The organism is Microbacterium sp. AG238 (assembly GCF_003610405.1).
Taxonomy (GTDB): Bacteria; Actinomycetota; Actinomycetes; order Actinomycetales; family Microbacteriaceae; genus Microbacterium.
Genome location: NZ_RAQC01000003.1, coordinates 1 through 25,348 on the forward strand (window position 1 = coordinate 1; position 25,348 = coordinate 25,348).

Annotated in this window: 24 protein-coding genes and 1 pseudogene; 14 read left to right on the forward strand and 11 right to left on the reverse strand. The window is 71.3% G+C overall.

Features of this window, described 5'->3' with window-relative positions; all coding sequences use genetic code 11:
- Positions 1-188: 188 nt before the first annotated feature.
- The 8 genes from DEU36_RS15215 to DEU36_RS15250 are packed head-to-tail and all read left to right on the forward strand — an operon-like array spanning position 189 to position 7,405.
- The gene (locus DEU36_RS15215) at positions 189-449 is read left to right on the forward strand and encodes a hypothetical protein (RefSeq protein WP_220700948.1); all 261 of its coding nucleotides are present in this window, start codon (positions 189-191) and stop codon (positions 447-449) included.
- Complete coding sequence (locus DEU36_RS15220) at positions 446-793, forward strand: monovalent cation/H(+) antiporter subunit G (RefSeq protein ID WP_220700949.1); 348 nt, start codon at positions 446-448, stop codon at positions 791-793. Before DEU36_RS15215 ends, DEU36_RS15220 begins: the two co-directional genes overlap by 4 nt.
- Positions 790-1,845: a hydrogenase subunit MbhD domain-containing protein gene (locus DEU36_RS15225; RefSeq protein WP_120265197.1), complete on the forward strand. Its 1,056-nt coding sequence runs from the start codon at positions 790-792 to the stop codon at positions 1,843-1,845. The genes DEU36_RS15220 and DEU36_RS15225 overlap by 4 nt, the downstream gene beginning before the upstream one ends.
- Complete coding sequence (locus tag DEU36_RS15230; RefSeq protein WP_120265198.1) at positions 1,842-2,132, forward strand: NADH-quinone oxidoreductase subunit K; 291 nt, start codon at positions 1,842-1,844, stop codon at positions 2,130-2,132. The genes DEU36_RS15225 and DEU36_RS15230 overlap by 4 nt, the downstream gene beginning before the upstream one ends.
- Positions 2,129-3,571, forward strand: a complete 1,443-nt coding sequence (locus DEU36_RS15235) for a complex I subunit 5 family protein (RefSeq protein ID WP_120265199.1) — start codon at positions 2,129-2,131, stop codon at positions 3,569-3,571. The genes DEU36_RS15230 and DEU36_RS15235 overlap by 4 nt, the downstream gene beginning before the upstream one ends.
- Positions 3,568-5,109 carry a complex I subunit 5 family protein gene (locus tag DEU36_RS15240; RefSeq protein WP_259455405.1) on the forward strand — a complete coding sequence of 514 codons (1,542 nt, stop codon included), beginning with the start codon at positions 3,568-3,570 and terminating at the stop codon, positions 5,107-5,109. The genes DEU36_RS15235 and DEU36_RS15240 overlap by 4 nt, the downstream gene beginning before the upstream one ends.
- On the forward strand, positions 5,100-6,863 hold the full coding sequence (locus tag DEU36_RS15245; protein WP_147374445.1) for a complex I subunit 5 family protein: 1,764 nt from the start codon (positions 5,100-5,102) through the stop codon (positions 6,861-6,863). Before DEU36_RS15240 ends, DEU36_RS15245 begins: the two co-directional genes overlap by 10 nt.
- Positions 6,864-6,883: 20 nt before the next feature.
- On the forward strand, positions 6,884-7,405 hold the full coding sequence (locus tag DEU36_RS15250; RefSeq protein ID WP_183045436.1) for a Na+/H+ antiporter subunit E: 522 nt from the start codon (positions 6,884-6,886) through the stop codon (positions 7,403-7,405).
- On the opposite strand, the gene DEU36_RS15255 is transcribed toward DEU36_RS15250, so the two are convergent.
- The gene (locus DEU36_RS15255; RefSeq protein WP_120265202.1) at positions 7,373-7,630 is read right to left on the reverse strand and encodes a three-helix bundle dimerization domain-containing protein; all 258 of its coding nucleotides are present in this window, start codon (positions 7,628-7,630) and stop codon (positions 7,373-7,375) included. The two genes, DEU36_RS15250 and DEU36_RS15255, sit on opposite strands and share 33 nt — an antisense overlap.
- Positions 7,631-7,722: 92 nt before the next feature.
- On the opposite strand from DEU36_RS15255, the gene DEU36_RS15260 reads away from it, so the two are divergent.
- Both DEU36_RS15260 and DEU36_RS16175 read left to right on the forward strand, forming a co-directional pair.
- Positions 7,723-8,190, forward strand: coding sequence for an acyl-CoA thioesterase (locus DEU36_RS15260; RefSeq protein ID WP_259455406.1), 468 nt, complete (start codon positions 7,723-7,725; stop codon positions 8,188-8,190).
- Between the two features lie 90 nt (positions 8,191-8,280).
- Positions 8,281-9,348, forward strand: a complete 1,068-nt coding sequence (locus tag DEU36_RS16175; protein WP_220700950.1) for a helix-turn-helix domain-containing protein — start codon at positions 8,281-8,283, stop codon at positions 9,346-9,348.
- On the opposite strand, the gene DEU36_RS15270 is transcribed toward DEU36_RS16175, so the two are convergent.
- The 6 genes from DEU36_RS15270 to DEU36_RS15295 form a co-directional block, all read right to left on the reverse strand.
- Positions 9,292-10,044 (reverse strand): glycosyltransferase family 2 protein, encoded by a 753-nt coding sequence (locus DEU36_RS15270; RefSeq protein ID WP_259455407.1) that lies wholly within the window; start codon positions 10,042-10,044, stop codon positions 9,292-9,294. The genes DEU36_RS16175 and DEU36_RS15270 overlap by 57 nt on opposite strands.
- The gene (locus tag DEU36_RS15275) at positions 10,041-11,408 is read right to left on the reverse strand and encodes a bifunctional PIG-L family deacetylase/class I SAM-dependent methyltransferase (RefSeq protein WP_120265203.1); all 1,368 of its coding nucleotides are present in this window, start codon (positions 11,406-11,408) and stop codon (positions 10,041-10,043) included. The genes DEU36_RS15270 and DEU36_RS15275 overlap by 4 nt, the downstream gene beginning before the upstream one ends.
- A complete protein-coding gene (locus DEU36_RS15280) occupies positions 11,402-12,466 on the reverse strand; it encodes an acyl-CoA dehydrogenase (RefSeq protein ID WP_259455408.1) in 1,065 nt (354 codons plus the stop codon). Before DEU36_RS15280 ends, DEU36_RS15275 begins: the two co-directional genes overlap by 7 nt.
- A 68-nt stretch (positions 12,467-12,534) precedes the next feature.
- Positions 12,535-13,845, reverse strand: a complete 1,311-nt coding sequence (locus DEU36_RS15285) for a UDP-glucose/GDP-mannose dehydrogenase family protein (RefSeq protein WP_120265318.1) — start codon at positions 13,843-13,845, stop codon at positions 12,535-12,537.
- Between the two features lie 96 nt (positions 13,846-13,941).
- Positions 13,942-15,795, reverse strand: coding sequence for an amidase family protein (locus tag DEU36_RS15290; RefSeq protein ID WP_120265204.1), 1,854 nt, complete (start codon positions 15,793-15,795; stop codon positions 13,942-13,944).
- Complete coding sequence (locus DEU36_RS15295; RefSeq protein ID WP_120265205.1) at positions 15,792-16,547, reverse strand: cohesin domain-containing protein; 756 nt, start codon at positions 16,545-16,547, stop codon at positions 15,792-15,794. The genes DEU36_RS15290 and DEU36_RS15295 overlap by 4 nt, the downstream gene beginning before the upstream one ends.
- A gap of 227 nt (positions 16,548-16,774) precedes the next feature.
- Between DEU36_RS15295 and DEU36_RS15300 the strand changes: the two genes are divergently transcribed.
- Both DEU36_RS15300 and DEU36_RS16375 read left to right on the forward strand, forming a co-directional pair.
- Positions 16,775-18,238 (forward strand): YdiU family protein, encoded by a 1,464-nt coding sequence (locus DEU36_RS15300; protein ID WP_120265206.1) that lies wholly within the window; start codon positions 16,775-16,777, stop codon positions 18,236-18,238.
- 158 nt (positions 18,239-18,396) lie between these two features.
- Positions 18,397-18,792, forward strand: a complete 396-nt coding sequence (locus DEU36_RS16375) for an excalibur calcium-binding domain-containing protein (protein WP_259455409.1) — start codon at positions 18,397-18,399, stop codon at positions 18,790-18,792.
- A 22-nt stretch (positions 18,793-18,814) separates the two neighbouring features.
- Here the strand turns inward: DEU36_RS16375 and DEU36_RS15310 are convergent, their stop codons facing one another.
- Positions 18,815-19,738 carry an aldo/keto reductase family oxidoreductase gene (locus DEU36_RS15310; RefSeq protein ID WP_120265207.1) on the reverse strand — a complete coding sequence of 308 codons (924 nt, stop codon included), beginning with the start codon at positions 19,736-19,738 and terminating at the stop codon, positions 18,815-18,817.
- Positions 19,739-19,771: 33 nt separating this feature from the next.
- On the opposite strand from DEU36_RS15310, the pseudogene DEU36_RS15315 reads away from it, so the two are divergent.
- Positions 19,772-20,215 (forward strand): annotated as a pseudogene (locus DEU36_RS15315) (SRPBCC family protein).
- A 79-nt stretch (positions 20,216-20,294) separates the two neighbouring features.
- Here the strand turns inward: DEU36_RS15315 and DEU36_RS15320 are convergent.
- The 3 genes from DEU36_RS15320 to DEU36_RS15330 form a co-directional block, all read right to left on the reverse strand.
- Positions 20,295-21,737, reverse strand: a complete 1,443-nt coding sequence (locus DEU36_RS15320; protein ID WP_120265208.1) for an HNH endonuclease signature motif containing protein — start codon at positions 21,735-21,737, stop codon at positions 20,295-20,297.
- A gap of 115 nt (positions 21,738-21,852) precedes the next feature.
- Entirely contained in the window at positions 21,853-22,125 is a 273-nt protein-coding gene (locus DEU36_RS15325) for a DUF1905 domain-containing protein (RefSeq protein ID WP_120265209.1), read from the reverse strand.
- Positions 22,126-22,290: 165 nt separating this feature from the next.
- Positions 22,291-23,949, reverse strand: a complete 1,659-nt coding sequence (locus DEU36_RS15330) for a fibronectin type III domain-containing protein (protein ID WP_120265210.1) — start codon at positions 23,947-23,949, stop codon at positions 22,291-22,293.
- 226 nt (positions 23,950-24,175) lie between these two features.
- Here DEU36_RS15330 and DEU36_RS15335 point away from each other — a divergent pair, with 226 nt between their 5' ends.
- The gene (locus tag DEU36_RS15335) at positions 24,176-25,273 is read left to right on the forward strand and encodes an ECF transporter S component (protein ID WP_120265211.1); all 1,098 of its coding nucleotides are present in this window, start codon (positions 24,176-24,178) and stop codon (positions 25,271-25,273) included.
- Positions 25,274-25,348: the final 75 nt, after the last annotated feature.

A 25,348-nucleotide genomic window follows, 5' to 3' on the forward strand; every position in this document is an offset into this window, starting at 1 on the left:
GGGTGAGGTGATCCCGATCCCGCAGGACGCGATCGATGCGTTGTACGACCGGTATCAGAACGTTTACGGACAGACCACCGACGACCGCCGGTAGCGGCGCATACCAAACGGGCACCGCCGCACGCCAGCGGAGGCGGGCAGTTTCGCATTCCGGATATCGTCTCTGACGACGTCGGATGGGAGACGCCATGACCGCAGTGGACATCGCGCTGTACGCGGTTGCTGCCGTCCTCCTCGTCTGCATCGGTGTCGGGCTCTGGCGGGCCGTGCGTGGGCCGAGCCCGGAAGACCGGCTGACCGCCTTCGTGCTGCTCGGGACGAGCGGGGCGGCGCTCTTCGTCGTGCTCGCCTCAGCGCTCCACGTCGCGGCTCTGCGTGATGTCGCGGTCACGGTGGTCGCGCTCGCGACGGTCGTCGTGGTCGTCTACACCCGGAGGGCCGAGCGGTGACCGGCGCCGTCGTCGTCGTGCTGGATGCCGTCGTGATCGGGCTGTTGGTGATCGGCTGTCTGTTCGTCGTGGTCGGAACGCTGGGGCTGCTTCGCTTTCCGGATCTTCCGACCCGCCTCCACGCCGTCGCCAAGGCCGACAATCTCGGACTCGGGTTCATCGTCGTCGCCCTCATCGTCGACACGATCGCTCGCTGCGGCGACGGGCTCGGCATCGTCGGGATCGCAGCCAAGCTCCTGCTGATCTGGGTGCTGGCGCTGCTCGGCACTGCGGGCAACTCGCACCTGCTCGCCGGCAGTCAACGGCGTCGGAACGGGCCCCCCGAGGCGGGAGGGGGCTCGTGACGCTCGCGATGCTGGACGTACTCGCCGTCGGGGCGGTCGTCGTGGCCGCATCGGTGGCGGTGCTCGTGCGCGGCCGAGCCGCCGCGACGACGGCGTTCCTCGTGTTCGGCATCCTGCTGGCGGTGCTGTGGGGTCGCATCGACGCGCCCGATGTCGCACTCGCGGAGGCGGCGTTGGGCGGGGGGATCGCGGGGGCGCTGCTGGTCGACGCGCTCGGGCGCCGGACGCCGCCCCGACCGGATGCCGATCCGCGGGGCCGGGTCGTGACGGTGGGCGCAGCCGTCGTCGGCGGTGCGGCCGCACTCGTCGGACTCCTGCTCGCCGTACGCAGCGTGAACGTCGAACCGGCCGAGCTCGGCCGGGAGGCGATCGCCTCGACGGATGCGGCGGGCGTCTCGCACCCGGTCACGGCGGTGCTTCTGAACTACCGCAGCCTCGACACGCTGCTCGAGATCGCCGTGCTGGTGGTCGTCGTGGTGGCCGCGGGGGCGATCGGGCGCGAGCGGCTGCCGTCCGTGACGGGTGCCGATCCGGTGCGGCGGGCCCTCGCCGTCGTGCTGGTGCCGGTCGTTCTCGTGCTCGCGATCTGGGTGCTGGTGGCCGGGAGCGTGCAGCCCGGCGGGGCGTTCCAGTCGGGTGCGCTCTTCGCCGCAGCGCTCGTGATCGCTCGGCTGTGCGGCATCCGCTCGGCGGTTATCTCGCGGTCTGCGACGACAGCCGTCGCCGGCGGGAGTCTGCTGGCGTTCGTCGCCCTCGCCGTCATCGGCCTCGGCGTGACGGGGTCGTGGCTCGGGCTCGAGACCGCCTGGGCGGGAGCGGCGATCCTCGCGATCGAAGCCGTGCTCGCGATCGGAATCGGCGTCGCACTCAGCGGAATATTCTTCATTGCTGGCGCCGTCGATGACGGCGCGGGGCTTGCTGGCGCGGTCGATGACGACGCGGGGCTTGCTGGCGGGGTCGATGACGGCGCGGGGCTTGCTGGCGCGGTCGATGACGGCGCGGGGCTTGCCGGCTCGAGTCCTGGTGGGCCAGTCGAGGGGGGACGCGCATGAACGCCACGTTGCTGTTCCTCGGTGCAGGAGCCCTGGTGTTCGTCATCGGGACCGTGGCGCACCTCGTGGTGCGCGACCTCATCCGACGCATCGTCGCGCTGAACGTCGCCTCTGGTGGCGTGATGCTCGTGCTGCTGGCCCTCGCTGACCGCGGCGCCCCGGATCCGGTGCCGCAGGCACTCGTGCTCACCGGGATCGTCGTCATGGCCGCGATCACCGGACTCGCCCTCGCGCTCGCGCGTCGCGTCGAGGACACGGCCGACGAGAACGAGCAGGGGGACGGATGATCGCGCTCCTGCTGTTCGTGCCCGTCGTCGCCGCCGTCATCGCCGCGCTCGTCTCCGCGCGCCTGCGCGCCGCGGTGGGCATCGCCGCCGTCGCCGCGAGCGGCGCCGTCGTGGTCGCCTTGTGGTTCGCTGTCGCTCACACGGGCACCGTGAGAATCGAGCTCGCGGGGTGGGCCCCGCCGCTCGGCGTCGCGCTGCAGGCGGACGGCGCGTCTGTCGCGATGCTCGCCCTCGGGCATGTCGTGATGCTCGCCGTGTTCATCGTGGGCGCCGCCGAGCCCCGGCTGGTGGGGGCGGACGGCTTCTGGCCGCTCGCGCTGTTCGCCATGGCAGCGATCTCGGGTGTCTTCGTCGCCGCCGATCTGTTCACGATCTACGTGCTGCTCGAGCTGTTGACCCTCGCTGCGGTGGCGCTCGTCGCGCTGGGGGGCGCGCGGGCGCGTGCTGCGGCCCTGCGGTACCTGTTCGTCGCGGTGACCGGTTCGCTGTTCTACCTGCTCGCGGTAGCACTCGTGTACGGCGAGGCCGGGACGCTCGACCTCGCGCTGGCGGCGGATCGCCTCGACGACGGGCCGGTCACGGCCGTTGCGCTCGCCCTGGTCCTCATCGGGATGGCGGCGAAGATGGCGCTGTTCCCGCTCCACTCCTGGCTCCCGGTGGCACACCCGGCTGCCCCCGCCGCCGTGAGCGCGCTGCTCTCGGCGCTCGTCATCAAGGCGTCGCTGTTCGTGCTGTGGCGGGTCTTCGCCGCGGTCGGCCCGATCACCGACCTCGGTCCTGCGCTGGCGAACACCGCGGCCGCGGCCGGCGCCGCCGGCGTGCTGTGGGGCGGCTTCATGGCGCTCCGCCGCGACCGGCTCAAGACCGTCATCGCCTATTCGACGGTGGCTCAAGTCGGGTATCTCGTGCTCATCCTGCCGCTCATGCTTCACGGCGACCCGCAGGATGGTGGGGCAGGTGCGGCCGGGTGGAGCGGCGGAGTCGTGCTCGCCGTCGCGCACGGACTCGCGAAGGCCGCGATGTTCCTCGCCGCCGGCACGCTCATGGTCGCCTACGGCAGCGACCGCCTGTCCGGGCTCCGCGGCGCCCTGGCGCGGATGCCGCTCATCACGGCCACGATCGGCATCGCGGGCGTGGGACTCGCCGGCCTGCCGCCCACGCTGGGGTTCGTCGGCAAGTGGCAGCTCCTCGAGTCCTCGCTCGCCGCGGGCGCGTGGTGGTGGGTGTCGGTGCTGCTGGTCGGCGGGCTGCTGACGTTCGCGTACATCGCGAAGATGCTGCGGGCGATGTTCTCGCCCCCGGGGGACGATCCGCCGCCGCCCCACGGCCTGCCGCCGCGGACGCTGTCGATCGTGCCGTTCGCGCTGGCTGCGGCATCCGTCGTCATCGGGGTCTTCCCGGCGCCGCTCGTGGCGATCATCGAGGGGGTGGCACCGTGATCCCGGGTTCTGTCGTCTCGCCCAGCCTCATCCCCGTCGTGCTGCTGCTGACCTCGCTCGTGCCGGCACTGGTCATCTTCGGTCTGCGGGAGGAGCAGCGGCAGCTGCGCACCGCGCTGAACCTCGCCGGCGCGATCGCGAAGGTGGCGATCGTGGTCGTGCTCATCCCCGTGGTCGTGTCGGGCGAGAAGCTCCGGTCGTCGTTCGAGTGGATCCCCGGGCTCGAGATCGTCTTCGTCACCGATACGTTCTCGCTGTTCTTCGTCGCGCTGTCGTCGGGCCTCTGGCTGGTCACGACCGTCTACGCGATCGGCTACCTCGAAGGCGCTCCGAACCGCAGCCGGTTCTTCGGCTTCTTCAGCCTGTGCGTGACGGCGACGACGGGTATCGCGCTCGCGCAGAACCTCTTCACCTTCCTGATCTTCTTCGAGCTGCTGACGCTCGTGACCTATCCGCTCGTCGCCCATCGCGGCACCCCCGAGGCGATGCGGGGTGCGCGCACCTACCTCGGCTACACCCTCGTGGGCGGGGTCGTGCTGCTGCTGGGTGTCGCGTGGCTGACCCTCGAGGTCGGGCCGGTCGAGTTCGTCTCGGGCGGCATCCCCGAGGTCGCCGCGCTCGCCGCGCGGGATCCCGCGACGGCGACGGCCATCGGCGCGCTGCTGCTGACGGGCGTCGGGGTGAAGGCGGCCCTCTTCCCGCTGCACGGGTGGCTGCCGATCGCGATGGTCGCCCCGGCACCGGTCAGCGCCCTGCTGCACGCCGTCGCCGTGGTCAAGGCCGGGGCGTTCGGCATCATCCGCGTCGTCGAAGACACCTTCGGCTTCGAGCTCTTCGCCGATCTCGGCCTGCTCGGCGTGCTCGCCGTCGTCGCGTCGGTCACGATCGTCTACGGGTCGCTCCGCGCCCTCACCCAGGACGATCTGAAGAAGCGCCTCGCCTACTCGACCGTGTCGCAGGTGGCGTACATCGCGCTGGGGGCGGCGCTGCTGGCTCCGATGGCGACGGCCGGCGCGATCGTGCACATGGTCAACCAGGGCTTCATGAAGATCACCCTCTTCTTCTGCGCCGGGCTGTTCGCCGAGGAGCTGAGAATCCACAAGATCAGTGAGCTCGCCGGGGTCGGCCGGCGGATGCCGTTGACGGCGACGGCCTTCACCGTTGCGGCGCTCGGGATGATCGGCCTGCCGCCCTTCGCGGGATTCATCTCCAAGTGGGCGCTGGGCGTCGGTTCTCTGGATGCCGGACAACCCTGGGTCATCGCGGTGCTGCTGACGAGCACCATCCTCAATGCCGGGTACTTCCTGCCGGTCATCATCGCGATGTGGACCGAGCCCGCGGCCATCGCCGAGTCGGGCGAGCGAGCGCCCCGGCTGATCGAGCCCGGCGACCGGGCACGACGCCTCGAGGCGCCGGCCGCGCTGCTGATTCCGACCCTCGTGACGGCGGCCTTCGTCGTGGGGCTCGGGGTCGCCGCGGGCTGGGAGTTCTCGCCGTGGTCGCTCGCGCAGTTCATCGCGGACGGAGCATGGCTGTGATCTTCGTTCCCGCACTGTCGCTGCCGCTGCTGGTCGCGGCGCTCATCGCCGTGCTGAGCGGTGTCGGGGGCTCAGGCGCGCGCCGGGCGCGCGAGCAGCTCGCCCGGTTCTCCTGGCTCGCCGTCGTCCCCGCCGGTGCGGCCGCGGTCGTGGATGCTGGTGCGCGCCATGAGGTCGCGTGGATGCTGCTGGGCACCTCGATCCGGCTCGACGCCATCGCCCGGCCGCTCGTGCTCATGGCGGTCGTGCTCTACGGGGTGGCGCTGTCGTTCGTCGTGCGGTCGAAGGCCGAGCGTCCGCACGTGCTGACCGCCTTCCTGCTGCTGTGCTTCACCGGCAACATCGCCGTGTTCCTCGCCGATGACCTCGTGACGTTCTACCTCGCGTTCGCCGCGATGAGCTTCCTCGGGTACGCGATCGTCGTGCACGACCGGACGCGCGGCGCGCGGCGCGCGGGTGTCATCTACCTGGTGCTGACGGTGTTCGGCGAGTGCGCCGTGCTCGCGGCGCTGCTGATGCTGGCTGCCGACGGCGTCACGACGGTCGGGGAGGCTCCCGCGGCCGTCGCCGCCTCGCCGGCATCGGGGACGATCATCCTGCTGCTCCTGATCGGCTTCGGCGTGAAGGCGGGCACGGTGCCGCTGCACGTGTGGCTGCCGCTCGCGCATCCGGCGGCGCCGAGTCCTGCGAGCGCGGTGCTGTCGGGGGCGATGCTCAAGGCCGGCATCGTCGGGTGGCTGCGCTTCCTCCCTCTGGGCGAGGGCGGCGGCGAGCCGGTCTGGGGCGGAGTGTTCCTCATGCTCGGCCTCGTGGGCGGGCTGCTGGCGGTGCCCGCGGGCGTGCTCCAGCGCAATCCCAAGGTGATCCTCGCCTACAGCAGCATCAGCCAGATGGGGTTCCTCACGGCGGTCGTCGGTGCTGCTCTCGTCGCACCCGAGTTCGCGCCTGCGTGCGTTGCGGCCGTGGTCGTCTACAGCGTCTCGCACGGGCTCGTGAAGGGGGCGTTGTTCCTCGGGGTGCAGGCGTGGGACAGTGAGCGGCTGCCGCGCTGGAGCGTGACGGCGGGGCTCACCGCCGCATCGCTCGCTCTCGTGGGCGCGCCGTTCACGAGCGGGTTCGTCGCCAAGTACGTCGCCAAGGAAGCGGTCGGCGAGGTGTCGGTCCCGCTGCTTCCCGCCCTCGGCGTCGCCGACGTGCTGCCGTGGTTCGGCGTGGGATCGACTCTGCTGCTGGCGCGCTTCGCCGTCGCACTGTCACGGCGCGAGCGCTCGCCGAAGCGGACCGCCCGCATGCGCGGTCTCGCGTGGCTCGCGCTGTCGGTCCTGGCGGTCGTGCCGGTGGCGGCGCTGGCCGCATCGTGGGCTCCGCCGCTCAGCGTGCCCGGGTGGCTCGATCCGTCGGCGGTGTGGGCGCAGACCTGGCCGCTGCTGCTCGGGCTCGTTGCGGCGGCGATCGCCTGGGCGGTGACACGACGCACGCCGGAGCGTTCGCCCACCATGCCTCCCGGTGACATCGTCGTGATCGAGGAGCGGGCGGCACGCGGCGTGCTGCGCGCTCTGACGGTCGCGTCGACCGGCCTCGGACGCGTGCGGGGCGCAGTCGTCGCCCGGGTCGCCGCAGGCCCGAGCGCGGGACCGGTTCTCGACCGTGCGCAGCATGCGATCGGCACCTGGCCGGGTGCGGGCGCCCTGCTCGCCCTCGCGCTCGGGTGCGCGGTGCTCGTCGCGGTGCTGATCGGGCTGGTGGCGTCGTGATGGTCAGGAGGATGAGAGGGATGCTCGCGTCGGTGCTGTGCCGCCTCGTCGCGATCGGGGTCGTCTGGCTGGCCGCGACCGAGGCGTCGATGGCGGCACTCGGCTACGGCGCCGTGGCGGTGCCGATCGTCGTCGCGGCGACATATGCGCTGACCGGAATGCCTCGTCGTCGGGTGGGGATGATCGACACCGTGCGCGGGGCTGCCTGGTCGCTCGAGCTCGCCGCGTGGGTCGTCGGCCGCTCGATCGTCGGCGGGCTCGATGTCGCACGCCGGGCGATCTGGCTGCCTCATGTCGACGTCGCGCCGGAGTGGATGACGCACACGACGACGCTCGAGACGCCGACGGCCCGTGCCGCGCTGGCGCTCGTCGCGAACCTCATGCCGGGCAGCCTCACCGCCAGCATCGACGGCAGGCACGTCGCGGTGCATGCCATCAGCCCGGCGGTGGATGTCGCGGCGGCGCTCACGTCCCTCGAACGGCGGATCGCCCGGATCGAGCGGGCCTGGTCAGCCCGCGGTGTCGGCGGAACCCGCGTCTGAGCCCGCGTCCGACTCCTCGGCGATGCCGGCGAGGCGTTCGCGGGTCTCGCGTTCGGCGATGATGCCGATGAAGTCGGTGACGCGGGCGTCGGCATGGCTCTCGACCGATGCTGCGGCTTCGCGGCGGATGAGATCGTCGTCGACATCCGGCATCCGCTTCTTGACTCGTTCGGCGACCTCCTCCGTCACCTCGTGAGCGTCGAAGTCTTTCGCAGGCTTGTCCATGGTCATATCATCCGACGTCGCCGTTGCGCGGGGAACCCGTCGATGCGACGCCCCCGCGCGTGCGATGATGCGCGGGATTAGGCTGGATCAACGTGAGCGATCAGACGAGTTCCGAATGGCCCTGGTCGGAGGGCGGCATCAACTTCCACACGCGCAAGTGGGTGCGGCCGGAAGACCTGAACGCCAACGGCACGCTCTTCGGCGGCAGTCTGCTGCGCTGGATCGACGAAGAGGCCGCCATCTACGCGATCATCCAACTCGGCAACTACCGCGTCGTGACGAAGCTGATCTCCGAGATCAACTTCGAGTCGTCGGCGCTGCAGGGCGACCTCATCGAGATGGGGCTGACCGCGACCCACTTCGGTCGCACCTCGCTGACGATGCGCGCGGTGGTGCGCAACATGATCACGCGCAAGCGCATCCTCTCGATCGAGCGTCTCGTCTTCGTGAGCGTCGACGAGAACGGCCAGCCGATCCCGCACGGCTACTCCGCCATCACGTACGACCGCGACCGGATGCCGCACGAGCACCCCAAGACGGACTCGGTGCGCCTGCCCTGACCCGCGCGCATCCGCGTGATTCCGGGCTGGCCAGATGGTCGAGCCGTGTCGGCTTGGTGTGCCGGCCCCGCGGGTGGTGCACTGAGCGACGTGAATGAAACGTACGGGACCGGATCCCACAAGGGCGACGTCGGTCGCTTCCTCGCCACCGCTCGGCGCGCCGCCGGGCTCACGCAGAAGGAGCTCGCCGCGAGCGTCTTCGTGACCGAGTCGGCGGTGTCGAAGTGGGAGCGCGGGCTGTCGTACCCCGACCTCGCGACTCTCGGTCCGCTCGCGCAAGCGCTGGGGGTGACCGAGGGTGAGCTCGTCAGCGCCAGTGCGGACGACCGTGGCCGGCTCGACGCGCACCAGGCTCGCGTGCACCGCCGGTGGCGGGCCGCCCTGCTGTGGACCACGATTGGCGCGTACGCCGTCGCGCTGGTCGCGACCTTCGTGACCAACCTCGCCGTCGAGCACACGCTGTCGTGGTTCTGGATCGTCGCCTCGGCGGTCGCTCTGGCGTTCTCGCTGACCACGCTGCCGCTGCTGGTGACGGGGCGGCGCGGCTGGACGACCTTCGCCGCGGCGCTGGTGTCGCTCGGCCTGCTGCTCGCGTCCGTCGAGGCGCTGACCTCGGCAGGGTTCCTCGGCGTCACCGGTGCCGCGATCCTGTTCGCGGCGGTCGTGGTCTGGGGGCCGCTCGCGTTGCGATCGTTCGGTTCGGGATGGCTGCGCGCACACAGCGCCGCGGTCGCTGTCGTGATCGATGCGGTGGGGCTGACGCTGATGCTCGCCGTGATCCTCGGGGCGGTGGGCCAGGACCGCGCGTTCGTCGAGATCGCACTGCCCCTCGTCGCCGGAGGCTTCGGTCTGGCCCTGCTGATCGTTCTGGTGATCCGCTACCTTCCGCTGCGCGGGCTGCAGCGGGCCGCCATCGTGTGCCTGGTCGCGGGTGCCGTCGCGGTCGTCGCCGGGCCGCTCGTCGACGGGCTTCTGGAGCACGCCCCGGTCGTGCTGGGTCCCGTCGATCTGACGACGTGGTCGGACGCGACGATCAACGGCAACGTGACGGCGCTGATCGCGGGGGCGTGCGTGCTCACGGCCATGGTTCTGGGGGTGTTGTCATTCGTGCTGCGGCGCGGCGATCGTCCGGACGCCGCTGACGTCGTGGCGATCTGAGAGCCGCGCGTGGGTGGCCCGGACGAAGGCGGCGTACCCGCCGGGTGTGCGGCCGTCGAACCTGCCGGAGGTGACGACTTCGTTGTGATCCGTTGCCACCACGCGGGCGCCGACCGCACGTGCCCCGCGCACGAGCTCGACATCCTCGTGCTCGTCGAGGTCGGCGAACCCGCCCGCCGCGAGGTACACCTCGCCACTCAGGCCCAGGTTCGCGCCGTGCACGTTGCCGGCCGGGTTGCCGGGGTGGTGCGTCGCGATCCAGTGGGCGGCGTGCCGCGCCGTGAGGTCGGCGAAATCCGGGCGCACCGTGCCCAGGACCACCTCGGCGCCTGCCGCGTGGAGGTCGAGCTGGTGGCTGAGCCAGTTGGGCGGGACGACGGAGTCGCCGTCGGTCGTGGCGATCCAGGTGCGCGCCGGCGGGACGTCGCCGAGCTCGTCGAGCGCCTCGGCGACTCCCGCACGCCGAGCTGCGCCGACGCAGCGCGCGTCGATGCGCAGGGTGCGCACGGGCCAGGAACGCGCGATGACCTCGGAGGCGTCCGTGCAGGCGTCGAGAACGACGATGGGCGCGATCCGGACGCCCGGATGCGTCTGCCCGGTGTGTTCGAGCGCCGTGGTCAGCGCCGCGAGGCAGCGATCGAGGAGGTCGGCTTCGTCATGCACCGGCACGACGACCGCCACCGCATCCGGGGTCACGCGACGAGACCGGTCTCGTTCGCGACCGAGCGGGCGGCTGCTCCCGCGAACACCTCGAGGATGAAGTCCTCCTCGTCGTGGCGGACGAGGCGCGTCAGCGACCCCTCGGCGTGCAGAGCCGCGTGGACGTCGTCGCCCGAGAGGGGGTACTCCGCCACCGGGTGGCGCCAATGGCACGCGATCAGGTGCCCGTCCGGTGTCAGCGACGAGACGATGCGTCCGACGGCGGCGGTCAGATCGGTCGTGTCCCAGTAGTAGCCGACCTCGGAGAGCACGACGAGGTCGAACTCGCCGCCCGGCCACTCGCCCGGAAGTGCTGCTCGTGCGAGACGCACGTCGCTGCGCTCGCCGAGGCGTCGTGCCGCGACGGCGAGCGGCGCGTCGGCGATGTCGACCGCGAGCAGGGCATCGCACCGTTCCGCGAGCAACGCCGTGAGCGCACCCGTCGAGCACCCGAGCTCGAGCGCTGACCGGTATCGGGCGCGTGGGAGGGTCGCCATCGTGATCTCTCGTTTGCGTTGTTCGTACCACCGCGAGTCGAAGCCCCAGGGGTCGTCGCCGTTGCGCCGGTAGAACGCGTCGAAGAAGCCGCGGGTCAGGCTTCGCGCCTCGCGCGGGGCGCGGATGAACACCTCGAACGAGCGGTCGAAGTGTTGCTGCATCCCCTCATGGAGCATCACCTCGTCGCCGGGGGCCGCCGACAGGGGCTCTACCTGGCTGCGGTGCATGCGAGTGGCGGCACGTTTGCTGTCGATCTCGGTGCCGCTGAGGTCGACGATCTCTATCTCGTCCCAGGGGACGTCGGCGGGCGAGCCCCAGTGCCACAGCCAGATGGGGTAGGCCCGGCAGGGGATGCCGACGTGTGAACACACCTCGTCGACCACCTCGCCGACGACCCGATGATCGCGGTGCCCGTCGCCCTGCCAGGGTGACACGACGAGCCGGCGGGTGCTGCCGGGGTCAGCCTGCAGTGCGTCACGGATGCCGCGCGCGATCTCGTCGCGCGCGGCATCCGTCTCACCGTCGGGAATGCCGAGGAACCGCGGGCGGATGGTCGGCGAGAGCTCCGCGAGCGCCCGGGTCGCCTCTTCTCGGCGCAGGTGGGCGAGCTCATCCGGCCGGTGGGTCGGCGAGTCCGGGTGCGACCCCTCGCCGTCGGTCACGACGAGCACGGTCACGGCGCCGCCGCGCGCCGCTACGCGCGTCATCAGGCCGGCCGCTCCCAGGGTCTCGTCGTCGGGGTGGGCGGCGACGACGATGAGGTGGTCGACGTCGTCGGGCATCGTCGGGAGCGCACGCCCGGCGAAGGCCTCCGTCCAGGTCGCCTCGGGTGTGCCGGCGTCTCGGTGGCTGAAACTCACCATGCTCCGCGCCCCTCGCTCAGGCTGGTCCCGATCCGCGCGAGGTCACGCTCCCCGTGGTGCTGGCGGAGATAGATCTGCAGGTCGGCGACGCGGCGCGCATGCGGCTCGTCTGCGACGAGCGGGAGTGGCCCGAGTGCGCGGGCCGATTCGGCGAGTGTCGTCTCGACGGCAGCCGCCACGACAGCGCGCACGCGCCCGGCGAGCAGCGCCGGATCAGGGTCGGCGTCGATCGCCTCGGCCGCCGAGCGGAGAGCGAGCCGTGCGTTCCACAGGGCCGTGTCGACGCGGGCGAGGTGGACCCGCGACAGCTGATCGGCGCCGGGGCGTCGAGCCGCGTCGAGCAATGCACCACGAAGGGCGACCGCCCCTCCCCACCAGCACGCCGCCACGCCGATCCCGCCGCGTGCGAAGCCGGGGCGGCGCAGATACCAGCCGGCCTCGCCGACGGGCACCGCGGCCGCGGAGGTGAAGTCGACCGGAGCACTCACCACCGGAACGAGTCCACGGGCGTGCCAAGGACCCGCATGAGCGTCGACCTCGGGAGTGCGCAGTGCGACCGCGAACAGCCGGCGTTCGTCGCCGTCCCACGCGGTGACGAGAGCGTGGGTGAGCTGCTGCGCGAGGGAGCACCAGGGCTTCGTGCCGGAGAGTCGCCATCCGTCGCGATCGCGGTGGGCCTCGAGACGCAGGCCGGGCCCCTCCGCGGCGAACACGCCCCACGACGAGCCGGTGCCCGCGCCGATGGACTCGAGCGCGGCCTCGCACCCCTCGCGCCGGGCTTGGCCGAGGATGTCGAGCGCGTCGAGGTGGGGTTCGAGGATGCGGGCGGCCGCGACATCGCGACCCGCCACCGAGGCGAGCAGCGACCAGTCGTCGATCGCCGAGTGATCGAGCGGCCGGGTCGCGCCGACCATGACCGCCCAGTCGAGGGTGGCGGCCACATCCGTGCCGAATCCGTCCATGTCGGCCGCGGCGTCGAGTGCGCGGGCGACGGCGCTGTCAGCTTGTCCCTCCTCGGTCAAGCGGGGCAGGGTCATCGAGTCGCGGGGGTCGCTCACCCGTTCATCATCGCGCGGACGACCGGTGCGCAGGGGGACCCGTACCCGATTCGCCGGTGTGGTGTATGTCAGGGGCGCCCCATGCCGCGGTAGTCCCAACCGGCGGCGCGCCATGCGTCGGCGTCGAGGCAGTTGCGTCCGTCGATGATGATCCGCCCGGCGGTGAGGGAGGCCGCATGAGCCGGGTCGAGCTCGCGACGGTACTCGTCCCACTCGGTGACGACGATGACGGCGTCGGCGGCGCGAAGGGCCTCGTCGCGGTCGTCGACATAGTTCAGCTGCGGGTGGATGCGACGGGCGTTCTCGATCGCCTCGGGATCGGTCACGGTGACCCACGCGCCGAGGCCGTGCAGGCGAACGGCGACGTCGAGCGCGGGGGAGTCTCGGGTGTCGTCGCTGTGCGGCTTGAAGGCGGCCCCGAGCACCGTGATGTTCTTCTTGAACACCGATCCGCCGAAGGCGCTGACGACGAGGTCGACGGCGCGGTCGCGGCGCCGCATGTTGATCGCGTCGACCTCGCGGAGGAAGGCGACCGACTCGCCGCGGCCGAGCTCTTCGGCACGGGCGGAGAAGGCGCGGATGTCCTTGGGCAGGCAACCGCCGCCGAAGCCGATGCCGGCCCCGAGGAAGCGGCGGCCGATGCGTGCGTCGTGACCGATCGCGTCGGCGAGGGTCGTGACGTCTGCTCCGGTGACCTCGGCGATCTCGGCCATGGCGTTGATGAAGCTGATCTTCGTCGCGAGGAAGGCGTTCGCGGCGACCTTCACGAGTTCGGCGGTGGCGAGGTTGGTAACGATGAACGGGGTGCTCTTGGCGATCGAGGGGTGGTACACCTCGCGCAGGATGTCGGCGGCTCGCTCGCCCTCGGCGCCGGCGGGAACACCCGCGACGAGGCGGTCGGGGTCGACGGTGTCCTGCACGGCCCACCCCTCGCGCAGGAACTCCGGGTTCCAGACGAGGGTGGCGCCGGTGGGGGTCACGCGTTCGGCGAGCGTCGCGGCGGTGCCGACGGGGACCGTCGACTTGCCCGCGACGATGTCGCCCTCGGCGAGGTGCGGGATGAGCGCATCGACAGCGGCGTTGACGTAGGTGAGGTCGGCGGCGTAGCCGTCCTTCTGCTGCGGGGTGCCCACGCCGATGAAGTGGACGGCGGCGCCGGCGGCATCCGCCATGTCGGTCGAGAAGCGGAGTCGGCCCGAGGCGAGGCCGTCGCTCAGGATCTCCTGCAGCCCGGGTTCGAAGAACGGCGCCTCGCCGTTCGAGAGCGAGGCGATCTTGCGCGCGTCGACGTCGATTCCGACGACCTCGTGCCCGATGGATGCCATCGCGGCGGCGTGGACCGCACCGAGGTAACCGCAACCGATGACCGACAGACGCATCATGCTCTCTCTCCGCGGCCCCGACGGGACCGACACTCTTTCATATCAACTTCCCGTGACGCGGGTGTAAACGAGCCACCCGCGTCACGGGAATGATCAGCCCGCCGGAAGCGGTCCGTACAGCGCAGGCGTCGTCCGCGCGCCGGTCGCCTGCTCGAACGAGAACGCCAGACCCAGCAGGGTTCCCTCGGCGAAATCGCGTCCCAGGAACTCGAGGTTCACGCCAGCACCGGGGATCTGCTCGGTCGCGCTCGCCTGGCCCATCGGCACCGTCACGGCCGGAAGGCCCGTGTTCGGGCTCAGCCGCATGTTGCTGCCGACCGTGCCGTAGGGCGTGCCGCTGGGATAGATGATCGCGTCGATGTCGTTCGCGTCGAGGAACTCCGTGACGATCTGCTTTCCGCGGGCGAGCTGCAGCGTGTGCGATCCCGCCGGTCCCGCCCAGTCCTCGTACTGCTGCGGGGTGACGGTCGAGCGCGGCCCGTACGTCGATGAGCCGCGGTTCGGTGCGACGTTCGGCGACTGCGCGATGGCTGCGAGGCTCCGAGCGCTGACCGCCGGGTTCAGGTAGTCGTCGATGTAGGCCTGCAGGTCGTACCCGAACTCGACGGCGCTGCCGCTTCCCTCGCTCAGGATGCCGCTGAATCCGTCGGGCGCCGCGAGCTCGACGACCTCGGCGCCCTGCGCCTCGAGCGTCTCACGCGCAGCGGTGAACAGGCGCTGCGTCGTGGCGTTGGTGCCGACCATGTTCTGCGCGGTCGGCAGACCCGTGATCACGGCGATGCGGGCGCCGCGGAGGGCGTCGGCGTCGAGCGAAGCGGTGTAGCTGGCGGGCACGAGCCCCTCCTGGCGGGCTGTCACCGGATCCGCCGAATCGGCGCCCACGACGGCGTCGAGAGCGACCGCCGCGTCGGTGACCGAGCGCGCCATCGGACCGCCGGTGTCCTGCGAGAGCGCGAGCGGCACGATGCCGTCGCGGCTCGCGAGCCCCACCGTCGGACGCACGCCGACGAGCTGGTTGTAGGTCGACGGGATGCGGATCGAGCCGCCCGTGTCGGTGCCGAACCCGATCGCAGCGAGGTTGCTCGCGATGGCGGCGCCCGTCCCTCCCGACGATCCGCCGGAGCTGCGGTTCGTCGCGTAGGGGCTCGAGACGGTGAGGGCGGTGCCGGCCGGCTGGTAGGCCGACCACTGCGACGACAGGTTGATAGCGAACTCGTCCATGCTCGCCTTGGCGAGGATGACCGCGCCGTCGGCGCGAAGCCCTTCGACCATGTGCGCGTCCGAGGCGGTGCGGTTGTCGTTCCAGCAGCCGCAGCCGGCCGTGGTGGGCATGTCGACGGTGTTGTAGTTGTCCTTCACCGCGATCGGCACACCGAGCAGCATGCTCGTCATGCCCTTCTCGGCGCGAACGGTGTCGGCTGCTGCTGCCGCAGCGAGGGCGGCGGCATCGCCGGTCGTGATGATCGAATTCAGCGGCCGTCCACCGGGCTCGATCACCGCGCGGTCGTAGGCGGCGATGCGGTCGAGATACTGCTGGGTGAGCTCGACCGACGTGACGACCCCGGCGTTCATCGCCGCCTGCATCGACACGACGTCGGCCTCGACGATCTCGAAGGGACCGTCGTCGTAGATGGCTCGCTCGGAGACGAGGGCGATGTCGGATGCCGTGATCGCACCGTCCCCGTCGAGGTCGTACGCTCCCGCCTCCGCCCAGTCGGCGTCGGTGTTGGTGCTTCCGATGAACGCCGCGACAACGGCGAGGTCGTCCGTCGTGATCCTGTCGTCGCCCGTGAGGTCGAGCTCGGTGTAGTAGGGCGCGAGGAACGGAGCCCCGGCGGTAGGTGCGGCCGCTGCGGCCACGGCGGGCGCCGCAGCTGCGGGTGCGGCGAAACCGCAGGTCAGCAGCGCGCCGATGGCGGCGGCGGGGACGATCAGCCGGCGGTTCATGCGGTCACCGCCCGGCGGCGCAGGACGATAGCGGTGCCCGCGGCGAGAAGAACGGCGCCGAGCGCCGCGCCCAGCACGATCGGCGTCGCGTCGCCGCCGGTGGCCGAGAGCGATCCGCTGGTGGCGCCGCCGGGGGCGGAACCTCCGGATCCGGCAGCCGGGGAGCCCGCGACGGGCGCGGTCGCCGACGGTTCGGGTTCGGGTTCGGGCTCGGGCTCGGGTTCGGGCTCAGCGACGGGGAGAGCGGCGATCGTGATGTCGGCGGTCGCGGCATCCGTTGCCGTCGCCGTCTCGCCGGTGCCGCCGACGAGACGGACGCTCGGGAGTGAGACCTCGGCCGTCCCGGCGCCCTCGGCGGTGAACGAGAGCGTCGCGAGCGTGAAGGGAGCGGCAGGGTCGGAGGCGAGGCCGGGCGAGGTGCCGAGGCGGGAGTGGGTGACGGTGATCGTGCCGCTCGCGGTCTCGCGTGCGGCGGTGAAGCCGCCGTCGGGACCTGTGGCCGTGCCGTCGACGTAGTCGAGCAGAGCGTCGGGCACGGAGACTTCGAGATCGTAGGCGTAGAGGTCGACGACGTCGGTCGCCGTGAGGACGACGTCGATCCGGTCGCCTTCCGTGGCGGTGGCGGCGATGCCGATCGCGAAGGTCGCGCTGGGTGGTGCGGCCACCGCGGCCGGCGCCGCGGCGAGGGCCGCGGCCAGTGCGACGACGCCGGCGACGGCGGGCGCGAGGGTGATCGATGGTCGAGCAGGCATGCGGAAGCAGCCCCTTTCCTGGGTCGGGTGCACTCAGGACGGCAGGCTCTCGTGGGGCTCCGAGCCCACGGTCCTCGGGGGATGCGCCGAGCTTGGCAGGACAGCGTTTCCTGTCGGTGTCGGCGCGTTACGCGCCGGTTTCACTGCCGCTGTCCCGGGCCTGCCCGGATCATCCGGAGGACCGCCACGCCGGCCCCGGTGCGGCGCAGCCCGCGTAGCCTCGGTTCATGCCTCCCGTCACGCTCTCGCTGTCGCACGACTTCGCCGACGCGTTGCCCGCGCTCGCGCGGCCGTGGTCGGCAGATCCGGCGCCCGAGCCGCGGCTGCTCGTGCTCAACGAGGCGCTCGCCGACGAGCTGGGGCTGGATGCCGCGTTCCTGCACAGCCCCGCAGGGGTCGACTTTCTCGTGGGTGCTGCGCTGCCCGATGGCGCGCAGCCGGTCGCGCAGGCGTACGCCGGTCACCAGTTCGGCGGCTTCTCGCCGCGGCTCGGCGATGGGCGGGCGCTGCTGCTCGGCGAGATCATCGCACCCGACGGCTCGCTCCGTGACCTGCACCTGAAGGGATCCGGGCCGACGCCGTTCGCGCGTGCGGGCGACGGGCTCGCGGCGGTCGGCCCGATGCTGCGGGAGTACGTCATGAGCGAGGCGATGCACGCTCTCGGCATCCCGACGACCCGTTCGCTCGCCGTCGTCGCGACCGGGCGTGAGGTGCTGCGCGAGACGGCGCTGCCCGGTGCCGTGCTGGTGCGGACCGCCTCGAGCCACCTGCGTGTGGGCAGTGTCGAGTTCGCGCGGGGTACGGGCGACATCGCGGTGCTGCGGGCGGTGGTCGACTATGCGATCAGGCGGCACCACCCCGAGGCTGCGGACGACGAGATTCCCGCGCTGGGCCTGTTCCGCGCCGTTGTGGCGGCGCAGGCCGATCTCATAGCCCGGTGGATGCTGGTCGGCTTCATCCACGGGGTCATGAACACCGACAACATGACGCTCTCGGGCGAGACGATCGACTACGGCCCATGCGCTTTCCTCGACGCGTACGACCCGGCGACGGTGTACAGCTCGATCGACACCGGCGGGCGTTACGCGTATGGCGCCCAGGCGTACATCGCAGAGTGGAACCTCGCCCGCCTCGCCGAGGCGATGCTGCCGTTGTTCGACGACCAGCTCGACCGTGCCGTCGAGCGGGCGCAGGGCGTGCTGGCCGAGTTCCGGCCTCGGTTCGCCGAGGCGCGGACGGCGGGCATGCGACGCAAGCTGGGGCTCGTCGGTGCGCGAGTGGTCTCCGATGAGCAGGTCGAGGCTCTGGCGGGCGACTTCCACGAGATGCTCGAGCGGGTGCGCGCCGACTACACCTCGACGTTCCGGTCGCTGTCGGATGCCGCGCGCGGCGATGCCGCCGGTCTTGAGGCGGCTCTCGGCGGCGACGCGGCGCTGGCCGGCTGGCTGGGCCGGTGGCGTGCGCTGGATCCGGACGTCGGTGCGATGGATGCGGCGAACCCGATCTACGTGCCGCGGAACCACCTCGTGGAGGAGGCGCTCGCCGCGGCGACGGACGGGAACCTCGAGCCTCTCGGCTGGCTGACGACCGTGCTGTCGACGCCGTTCACGGCGCGCGCGGGCGCCGAGCGGTACGCCGAGCCGGCGGGTGCGGACTTCGCCGCGGGCTACCAGACGTTCTGCGGCACCTGACCGGAGCGGAACGCGACGCCGCCGGTCCGCATTGCGACGCACCGGCCGGGCATCCGTGGTGCGGTGACGGCTCTCCCGCGCTGATCACGTCGGCGTCGGCGCTCGTCGCGGGGCTGCTGCTCGGTGGCGGGGCCGGCGGAGCGGGCGCTCAATCCGAGGTGACGTCGCTGAAGGATCAGGTGACCTCGCTCGAGACGGATGTCGCCGACGCGGAGACGGTTGCTGTCGAGAACGACACCGCGCTCACCGACGCCCGCGCCGATCTCGATGAAGCGCTCGAGGACCTCGCCACGGCGACCGCGTCGCAGACCGAACTCGACGCCCGGGCCGCGCGGATCACGGACCTCGAGGGGCAGCTGTCATCTCGGTCTGCGCAAGCGCCGGTGGCTCAGGTGCCGGCCGCGCAGGCACCCGCCGCGCAGGCGCCTGCGGCATCCACGTATTACGACAACTGCACGGCAGCTCGGAACGCCGGTGCCGCCCCCGTGCGGGCGGGCGACCCCGGTTATGGGCGCCACCTCGACCGCGACGGCGACGGCATCGGCTGCGAGTAGCTCCGGGCTCGGGGCTCCGGACTCAGGGGACCTTGTGGCCGGCGGCCTGGATGAGCGCGTACCACTCGCCGCGTGTGAGCGGGATGTCGCTGCCGGCGGCGGCATCCGCCACACGCTGGGGGTTCGTGGTGCCGAGCACGACCTGCATGCCGGCGGGGTGGCGGGTGATCCACGCGGTCGGGGTGACGCCGTACTTCGCGGCGAGCTCGTCGAGCTTCGCGTTGAGCTCCGGGTACTCCTCGGCACCGAAGATGACCCCGTCGAAGAAGCCCTTCTGGAACGGTGACCACGCCTGCAGGGTGATGCCGTTGATGCGCGCGTAGTCGACGAGCCCGCCGCCGTCTCGCGTGATCGAGTCGTCTTCGCCGGCCATGTTCGACGCGAGTCCCTGGGCGATGATCGTCGAGTGCGTGATCGACAGCTGCACCTGGTTGGCCACGAGCGGCTGGGTCACGGCCGTCTTCAGCAGGTCGATCTGCCGGGGTGTGTGGTTCGAGACGCCGAAGGCGCGGACCTTGCCCGATGACTCGAGGTGGTCGAAGGCGCGGGCGACCTCGTCGGGCTCGACGAGAGCGTCGGGACGGTGCAGCAGCAGCACGTCGATGCGGTCGGTGCCGAGAGCTTCGAGCGACTCCTCGGCCGAGGTGACGATGTGCTCGTACGAGTGGTCGAAGTGCCAGTCATCGGCGACGATGCCGGTCTTGGTCTGCAGTGTGATCTCGTCGCGTTCGGATGTCGTCAGGTTGAGCGCCTCGGCGAAGCGCCGCTCGCACGCGTGGCGCGACGAGCCGTACAGGTCGGCGTGGTCGAAGAAGTCGGCACCGACCTCGCGGCAGCGGTCGTAGAGGGCGCGGATGTCGGCGCCGGAAAGGTCCTCGATCCGCATCATGCCGGCGACGACGTTGGGGACCTGAATGTTGCTCCGACCTAGGGGGACGCTGCGCATGATTCTCCGTTGATTCAAGGGCTGGATGGGCGGATGCCGGTCGTCGAGTCGCGTTGCGTCGTTCCCGTGTCCGTCGACGTTGCATTCGCGGTGTCGCAGACGCAGGGCGAGGTGCGCAAGCGATGGGATCCGTGAGTTCGTACCTACACGGTCCAGCGGTTCGGGCTCGCGATGGAGAGCGAGTACGTCTCGTGCAACCCGCCGTCGAACGTCGGGATGCGGATGACGAAGGGCTCGTGGTTCTTCGCGAGGATGGGCGGCGGGTGGCGGTTCCGTCCGGTCAACGGTGACCCATCGCGCACGCTGGCGGTGTGGCGCTACAACTTCACCTGCCGCCCGGCATGGCTCGCGCCGCTCGCGGAGCGCATCGGCGCGGCTATTCTGCAGCGGGACATCGATCGGCGGATCGCCGGGTTCGCCCGCGGATGCGAGGATCCCATCGTGCTCGCTGAGGCGGAGCGTATTCGCAGCGCGTGATCTCCCGGCGCCCGGCGCCCGGCGCCCTCCGCCCTCCGCCCTGCGCATCCCGTCGGTCTCGCGGGAACTGCGCGTCGGGTCAGAAGGGTGGCGCCCCATCGGGCGGTGCACCGGTCCTTGCCGCGAGCGCCGGTGGTGGCGGCGGGCTGCCGATATCGGGAACAAAGCACACCGATGGAACGGGAACGTCTTCGCGGTAGACCCGACCGAGGGGTGAGGCCCACTCCAGGACGCCGCCTCCGACCTGCCGAACCTCCCATCTCGTGAACTGCTTCATCGAATGGTGGCGCTGGCAGAGGTGGGCCAGATTGAAGATGTGGGTGTGGCCGCCCCGGGCGTAGTCGATCGTGTGGTCGAGCTCGCAGCGGATCGCAGCCCGTCGGCATCCGGGGAACCGGCAGTGCTGATCTCGCGCTTTGAGCAGTCGGCTCATCGCGGCGGGCGGCCGATAGGTGTCGACTTCGACCGGCGTTCGCGTGATCGGATCGACGAAGAGGCGGTTCCAGATCTTCGCGCGACCGGCAAGCTCGCGTGCCGTGTCGGCGTCGATCAGTGCAGCGCCGAGCAGCTCGGCCGGAGCGTCATCGGCACCACTCATCGTCTCGGACGTCAGCGTCACCTGCACCTGTGCTCGGATCGCGCCGAGCGGACCCGTGGCGTCGCTGCCGTAGGTCGGGTCGACGATCGGAGCGCCGCCGAGCAACAGGTCGGCGAGGATATCGGCGCGCAGCTGATCCATCGTGCGGACATCGGGCTGTGCGACGTCCCCGGCCGTGACATCCGCCTCTTGGACACCTGTCGAACTCGCCGCGGCATCGTCGGTCGAGGGGGCACCTGCGGCTGACCGGGCATCTTTGACGGAATGCGCCATGGCGGTGAGGCGATCGTGGATGCCGGTGGCGATGACCGTGGGCAGGTTCGCGCCGAGTTCGGACATGCCGTCGGCGCCGTGCGTCACCCAGACGCTTCGCTTCGCCGCCGCAGTGCGGTGCCGCTCGGTGAACGATTCGGACCCCAGCCGCGCGGCGAGATTGCGGAGCGATTCGCGCACCCGTGATGCGATGTCGCGCTCGCAGATCGAGATGGCCTGGCGCTCGTACTCGGGTCTGATGTCGTCGTCGAGACCGCAGCCCATCCGGACGACCATGTCGACGTGGTCGCGGGTGATGCGCCGATGCTGCCATGCCTCGAAGGCAGCGGGGTAGTCGTCGACGATGGTCAGCGCGTGGTCGATCTCGCCCTGGGCGCGGCGATCGTGCGTCCGTCGCACTCCGGCGACTTCTGCTGCGATCGAGCGCATCTCCATGTCGGATCCCATGCCTCGGGGACGCGCGGCCGAGCGCGCCGCCTGGCGCAGAGCGCTGCGTCCCGCCTCGGCGAGAGCGCGCGTCATCGCGATGTGCGCATCCTGGAGCAGATCGTCGGCCTCAGACACCCGATCGATGAGGCTCGCGAGCGACGAGCCGGACGAGCAGGACGAGCCGGCATCCGGTTCGTCGTTCGATGACTCGTTCGCTTGCATGTACCCATCTTGGCAGTGGGGTACGACATTCATATCGAAGATACGTTCTATTGAGGAAAGGTCGCTGCGCCGCGGCATTGGGGAGGAATGGGCGGCGGGCGCGGAGGCGGAGGCTCTACCGAGGCGTGATCACGACGTCGACGGCGTCACCGATGTCTTTGCCGAGCTGCTTCCGCACCTTCGCGCTGAGCGACACCATGTGTCCGCCCGAGCCGGTGACCATCGCCCCGACGTTCTCCAGCCTCACATCGTCGATCGTGGCGTCGACGCGCACCGTCTTCTTCGTGCCGAAGAACTCCGCAGACCCCGGGATGTCGACGCAGCTCCACGTCTCGCCCTTCACCTCGACGCCGATGGTGGCCGGAAACCGCAGCTCGCGCTCGCTCATGCAGCCAGGGTAGATGAACGCCAACGCGGTGGAGAGACCACCGATGGCAGCGCGCCCCGGTGACCGCGCACCGATGCACCCCCGGGGAGCCGCACCCGGATGGACGACGTGCGGGGCACCGCCCCCCATGGCCGGTGCCCCGCACGTCTTGTCACGACGACGACGTCAGTCGGCGACCCGTCGTCGTGCGATCGCCACGGCCCCCGCCGCGAGGAATGCGATGCCCCAGATCGCCAGCTGCCACGGCGCCTCTCCGCCGGTGGCCGCCAGCATGCGCCGCTCGGCCGCAGCAGAACCCGCCCCAGAACCCGCCGCCGGGTTCGCCGCGGCTGCAGCGCCGTTGCCCGAGACCGCGCCCCCCGTGCCGGCCTCGGCCCCGGAGCCAGCCCCAGGCGCCGACCCCGACCCAGACCCCGACCCCGACCCAGAACCCGACCCCGGCTGCGATCCGCCCGGCCCCGGCGGCGTCGTCACATCGGCGGGGCGCACCTCGACGGGGCTCCATCCGAGCGTGGTGCCGTCGTCCGCGGCGAGGGCGAGGCGGTGGGAACCGGCCGGGATGTCGGCGGGGAGCGCGAACGTCGCCGCGCCCTCAGCCGTCACGGTGGCGACGCCGAGGTAGCGGGGCTCGGAGAACAGCCACCCGTGGATCGTCGCGCCCGCGAGGTTGCGGCCGACGTTCGCCGTCACCGTTGAGCCGGGCGCCGGTGTTCCGTCCACCACGACGCCGCCGCGGTTGTCTGCGTTCAGACCGTCGGGGTCGGGCGCTGCCGGGCCCGAAGCTGCACCCGTCCTGGCCTGCACCGAGACGGGAGCGCTCTGGCCCGCCGCGTTGTGGGCGGTCACCGTCACCGTGTACGTGGTCGACGGCTCGAGGTCGGTGAAGCCGAAGCGGCCCAGCCCCTGCACGTCGTCGACCTCGCGCGACTCGGTGCGGCCGCCGCCCGTGAGAGTGACCGTGTAGGCGGTCAGCAGTCGGAACGGGTGCACCGACGCGGGATAGGGGTTCTGCAGCGGCGCTGCCCAGATCTCGCCGATCAGGGCGGTTGAGCCGCCGTCGCGCATCGTGATCGTGGGCTCGCCGGGCACCTCCGGAACCGCGAACCAGACGTCGCGGACGCCGGTCGAGCCGAAGCTGTTGTGCAGACTCGCCTCGATCTCATAGGCGCCCGGCTTCAGCCCGGTCAGGACGAAGACGGTGCGCGTCGTCGCGGTCCGCGTGATCGGCTCGCTCCCGTCGGCGGGGCGGACGATCAGCTCGTAGCGCTCGATGGGCCCACGCTCGTCGAGCGGGTGGACACCGATCTCTGCGCCGTCAACGCGGATGTCGAGCGTGACGCCCGTGTGCGGCGGCAGGGACGCCGGGGTGTCATCGTCACCGGCGCCGGACCCGTCGTCGTTCACGAGAGCGGATACGGCTGCGGCTGCGGGTGCGGCTGCGGATGCGGATGCCGCGAGCTCACCCGACGCTTGCTCGTTCTCAACGACCTCGGCCAGGTCAGTCTCGGCCATGTCAGTCTCGGCCGGGCTCGCCACACGCGCCGCGTCGGCAACGTCCGCGTCGGCGACGTCCGGCTCGGCGACGTCCGGCTCTCCGACCGGCATCGCGACGACCGGCATCGCGACGACCGGCTCGACCGCCGCCGGCGCCGCCTCAGTCGGCGCGGCCGCCTCGACAGCCTCGGTTGCGGTGGCCGATCCCGCCGGACCGGCGCCCCCGGCCGACTCGTCGGCATGCGCCGGGAGCGCCATGCCGGCGACGACCAGCGTCGCCGCGATCAGCGCGGCGGAGGCCGCGGCGAGGGAGGGATGTTTCTTCTTCATGGATCCTCATCGGGAGCGAATCGCGACCCGCACCCCAGTCGGCGAGCCGTCGATCTCACGCTGGCATCGGTCGCCCGATCACAACGGCCGTTCAGGCCCGCGACGGCCGTGTGCGAACAACCCCGAACACGATCGCGACCGGTATCGATAGAGTGAGCGCCGCGAGGCGAGGGGTGTCACCGCCCGTATGCGGTTTGCGACATGCGATCGCACCAAGGCTGGGGGAGTGTCTGTGCAGGAGGACGAGACGCGATTCGGCGAGCCCGACTCGCTCGACGCGATCGCGCGAGATCTGCTCGCGTTGAAGGATGCCGCAGGCCCCGTGTCGTACGCCGAACTCGTGCGTCGCATCGCGCAGCTGCGGGTGGAGCGTGGCGTGAACCCCGCGGCCGCGCAGCCGCCGCGCACCACCGTGTACGACGCCTTTCGACCGGGCCGGGCCCGGATCGATGTCGGCCTGCTGCGCGACATCGTGCTCGCGCTGGGCGCCGACACCGATGAGGCCGATCGCTGGATCCGTCGGTATCAGGCCACCCGCCGGCCCGACGACGTCGCTCCGCGGGTCGCCGCCCCGCCCCGCCCGCGCCCGGCGCCTGGCTCTGCCCTCCCGCCGTCGCCGCGTCCGACGCCGCAGCTGTCGGCGACCCCGCTGGCGGCGCTGCATCCGCTCGTGTCGCGCCGCGTGCAGGCGCTGATCATGCTCGGATGCCTCATCGTCAACTTCATCGGGATGTCGACGGTGCAGCTGCTGCACCTGCCGATCTACCTCGACATGGCCGGAACCGGCGTGGCGGCGATGATCTTCGGGCCGTGGGCCGGGGTCATCGTCGGGTTGAGCACGAACGTGTTCGGTTTCGTCGTCGGAGCCCCCGGAGCCGCGCCCTTCGCGATCGTCAATGTCGCGGGGGCGCTCGTCTGGGGGTACGGCATCCGCCGGTTCGGAATGGGAACCGACCTGTTCCGCTACGTCAATCTCACGCTGCTTGTCGCGGTGGCGTGCTCGCTGGTGGGCGCTCCGCTGGGCGTGCTCATGTTCGGCGGGTATTCCGGTCACGGCTCCGACAACGTCACCTCGTCGATCGCCGGTCTCGGGCTGCCGGTCGTGGCGGCGGCGTTCTCGGCCAACATCCTCACCTCGATCATCGACAAGATGCTGTCGGGCTTCATCGCGCTCGTCGCTATCGCGATTCTCCGCAGTCGCGTGAGCGTGCCGACCTCGCAGATTCCGCTGGTCGAGCGGCTCATCACGCCGAGGGGCCCCGCCGCGGGCGCGGGGCTCGGCTGGACGGGCGGCTACATCCCGCGCCCCGTTTCACCAAGGTGAGGTTCCTAGGCTGGTCGTTTCGATAGGACGAAACGGGGTGGCGGGGTGTTTCGGAGCTCGACGGGGTCGGCGGAG

What these genes read in the sequence shown, in the direction of transcription:
- DEU36_RS15325 (WP_120265209.1), bottom strand. Translation starts at nt 22,125, where the DNA reads ATGAGCGAGCGCGAGCTGCGGTTTCCGGCCACCATCGGCGTCGAGGTG.
- DEU36_RS15230 (WP_120265198.1), top strand. Translation starts at nt 1,842, where the DNA reads ATGAACGCCACGTTGCTGTTCCTCGGTGCAGGAGCCCTGGTGTTCGTC.
- DEU36_RS15285 (WP_120265318.1), bottom strand. Translation starts at nt 13,845, where the DNA reads ATGCGTCTGTCGGTCATCGGTTGCGGTTACCTCGGTGCGGTCCACGCC.
- DEU36_RS15245 (WP_147374445.1), top strand. Translation starts at nt 5,100, where the DNA reads ATGGCTGTGATCTTCGTTCCCGCACTGTCGCTGCCGCTGCTGGTCGCG.
- DEU36_RS15330 (WP_120265210.1), bottom strand. Translation starts at nt 23,949, where the DNA reads ATGAAGAAGAAACATCCCTCCCTCGCCGCGGCCTCCGCCGCGCTGATC.
- DEU36_RS15290 (WP_120265204.1), bottom strand. Translation starts at nt 15,795, where the DNA reads ATGAACCGCCGGCTGATCGTCCCCGCCGCCGCCATCGGCGCGCTGCTG.
- DEU36_RS15250 (WP_183045436.1), top strand. Translation starts at nt 6,884, where the DNA reads ATGCTCGCGTCGGTGCTGTGCCGCCTCGTCGCGATCGGGGTCGTCTGG.
- DEU36_RS15255 (WP_120265202.1), bottom strand. Translation starts at nt 7,630, where the DNA reads ATGGACAAGCCTGCGAAAGACTTCGACGCTCACGAGGTGACGGAGGAG.
- DEU36_RS15275 (WP_120265203.1), bottom strand. Translation starts at nt 11,408, where the DNA reads ATGGTGAGTTTCAGCCACCGAGACGCCGGCACACCCGAGGCGACCTGG.
- DEU36_RS15300 (WP_120265206.1), top strand. Translation starts at nt 16,775, where the DNA reads ATGCCTCCCGTCACGCTCTCGCTGTCGCACGACTTCGCCGACGCGTTG.
- DEU36_RS15215 (WP_220700948.1), top strand. Translation starts at nt 189, where the DNA reads ATGACCGCAGTGGACATCGCGCTGTACGCGGTTGCTGCCGTCCTCCTC.
- DEU36_RS15295 (WP_120265205.1), bottom strand. Translation starts at nt 16,547, where the DNA reads ATGCCTGCTCGACCATCGATCACCCTCGCGCCCGCCGTCGCCGGCGTC.
- DEU36_RS15235 (WP_120265199.1), top strand. Translation starts at nt 2,129, where the DNA reads ATGATCGCGCTCCTGCTGTTCGTGCCCGTCGTCGCCGCCGTCATCGCC.
- DEU36_RS15310 (WP_120265207.1), bottom strand. Translation starts at nt 19,738, where the DNA reads ATGCGCAGCGTCCCCCTAGGTCGGAGCAACATTCAGGTCCCCAACGTC.
- DEU36_RS15320 (WP_120265208.1), bottom strand. Translation starts at nt 21,737, where the DNA reads ATGCAAGCGAACGAGTCATCGAACGACGAACCGGATGCCGGCTCGTCC.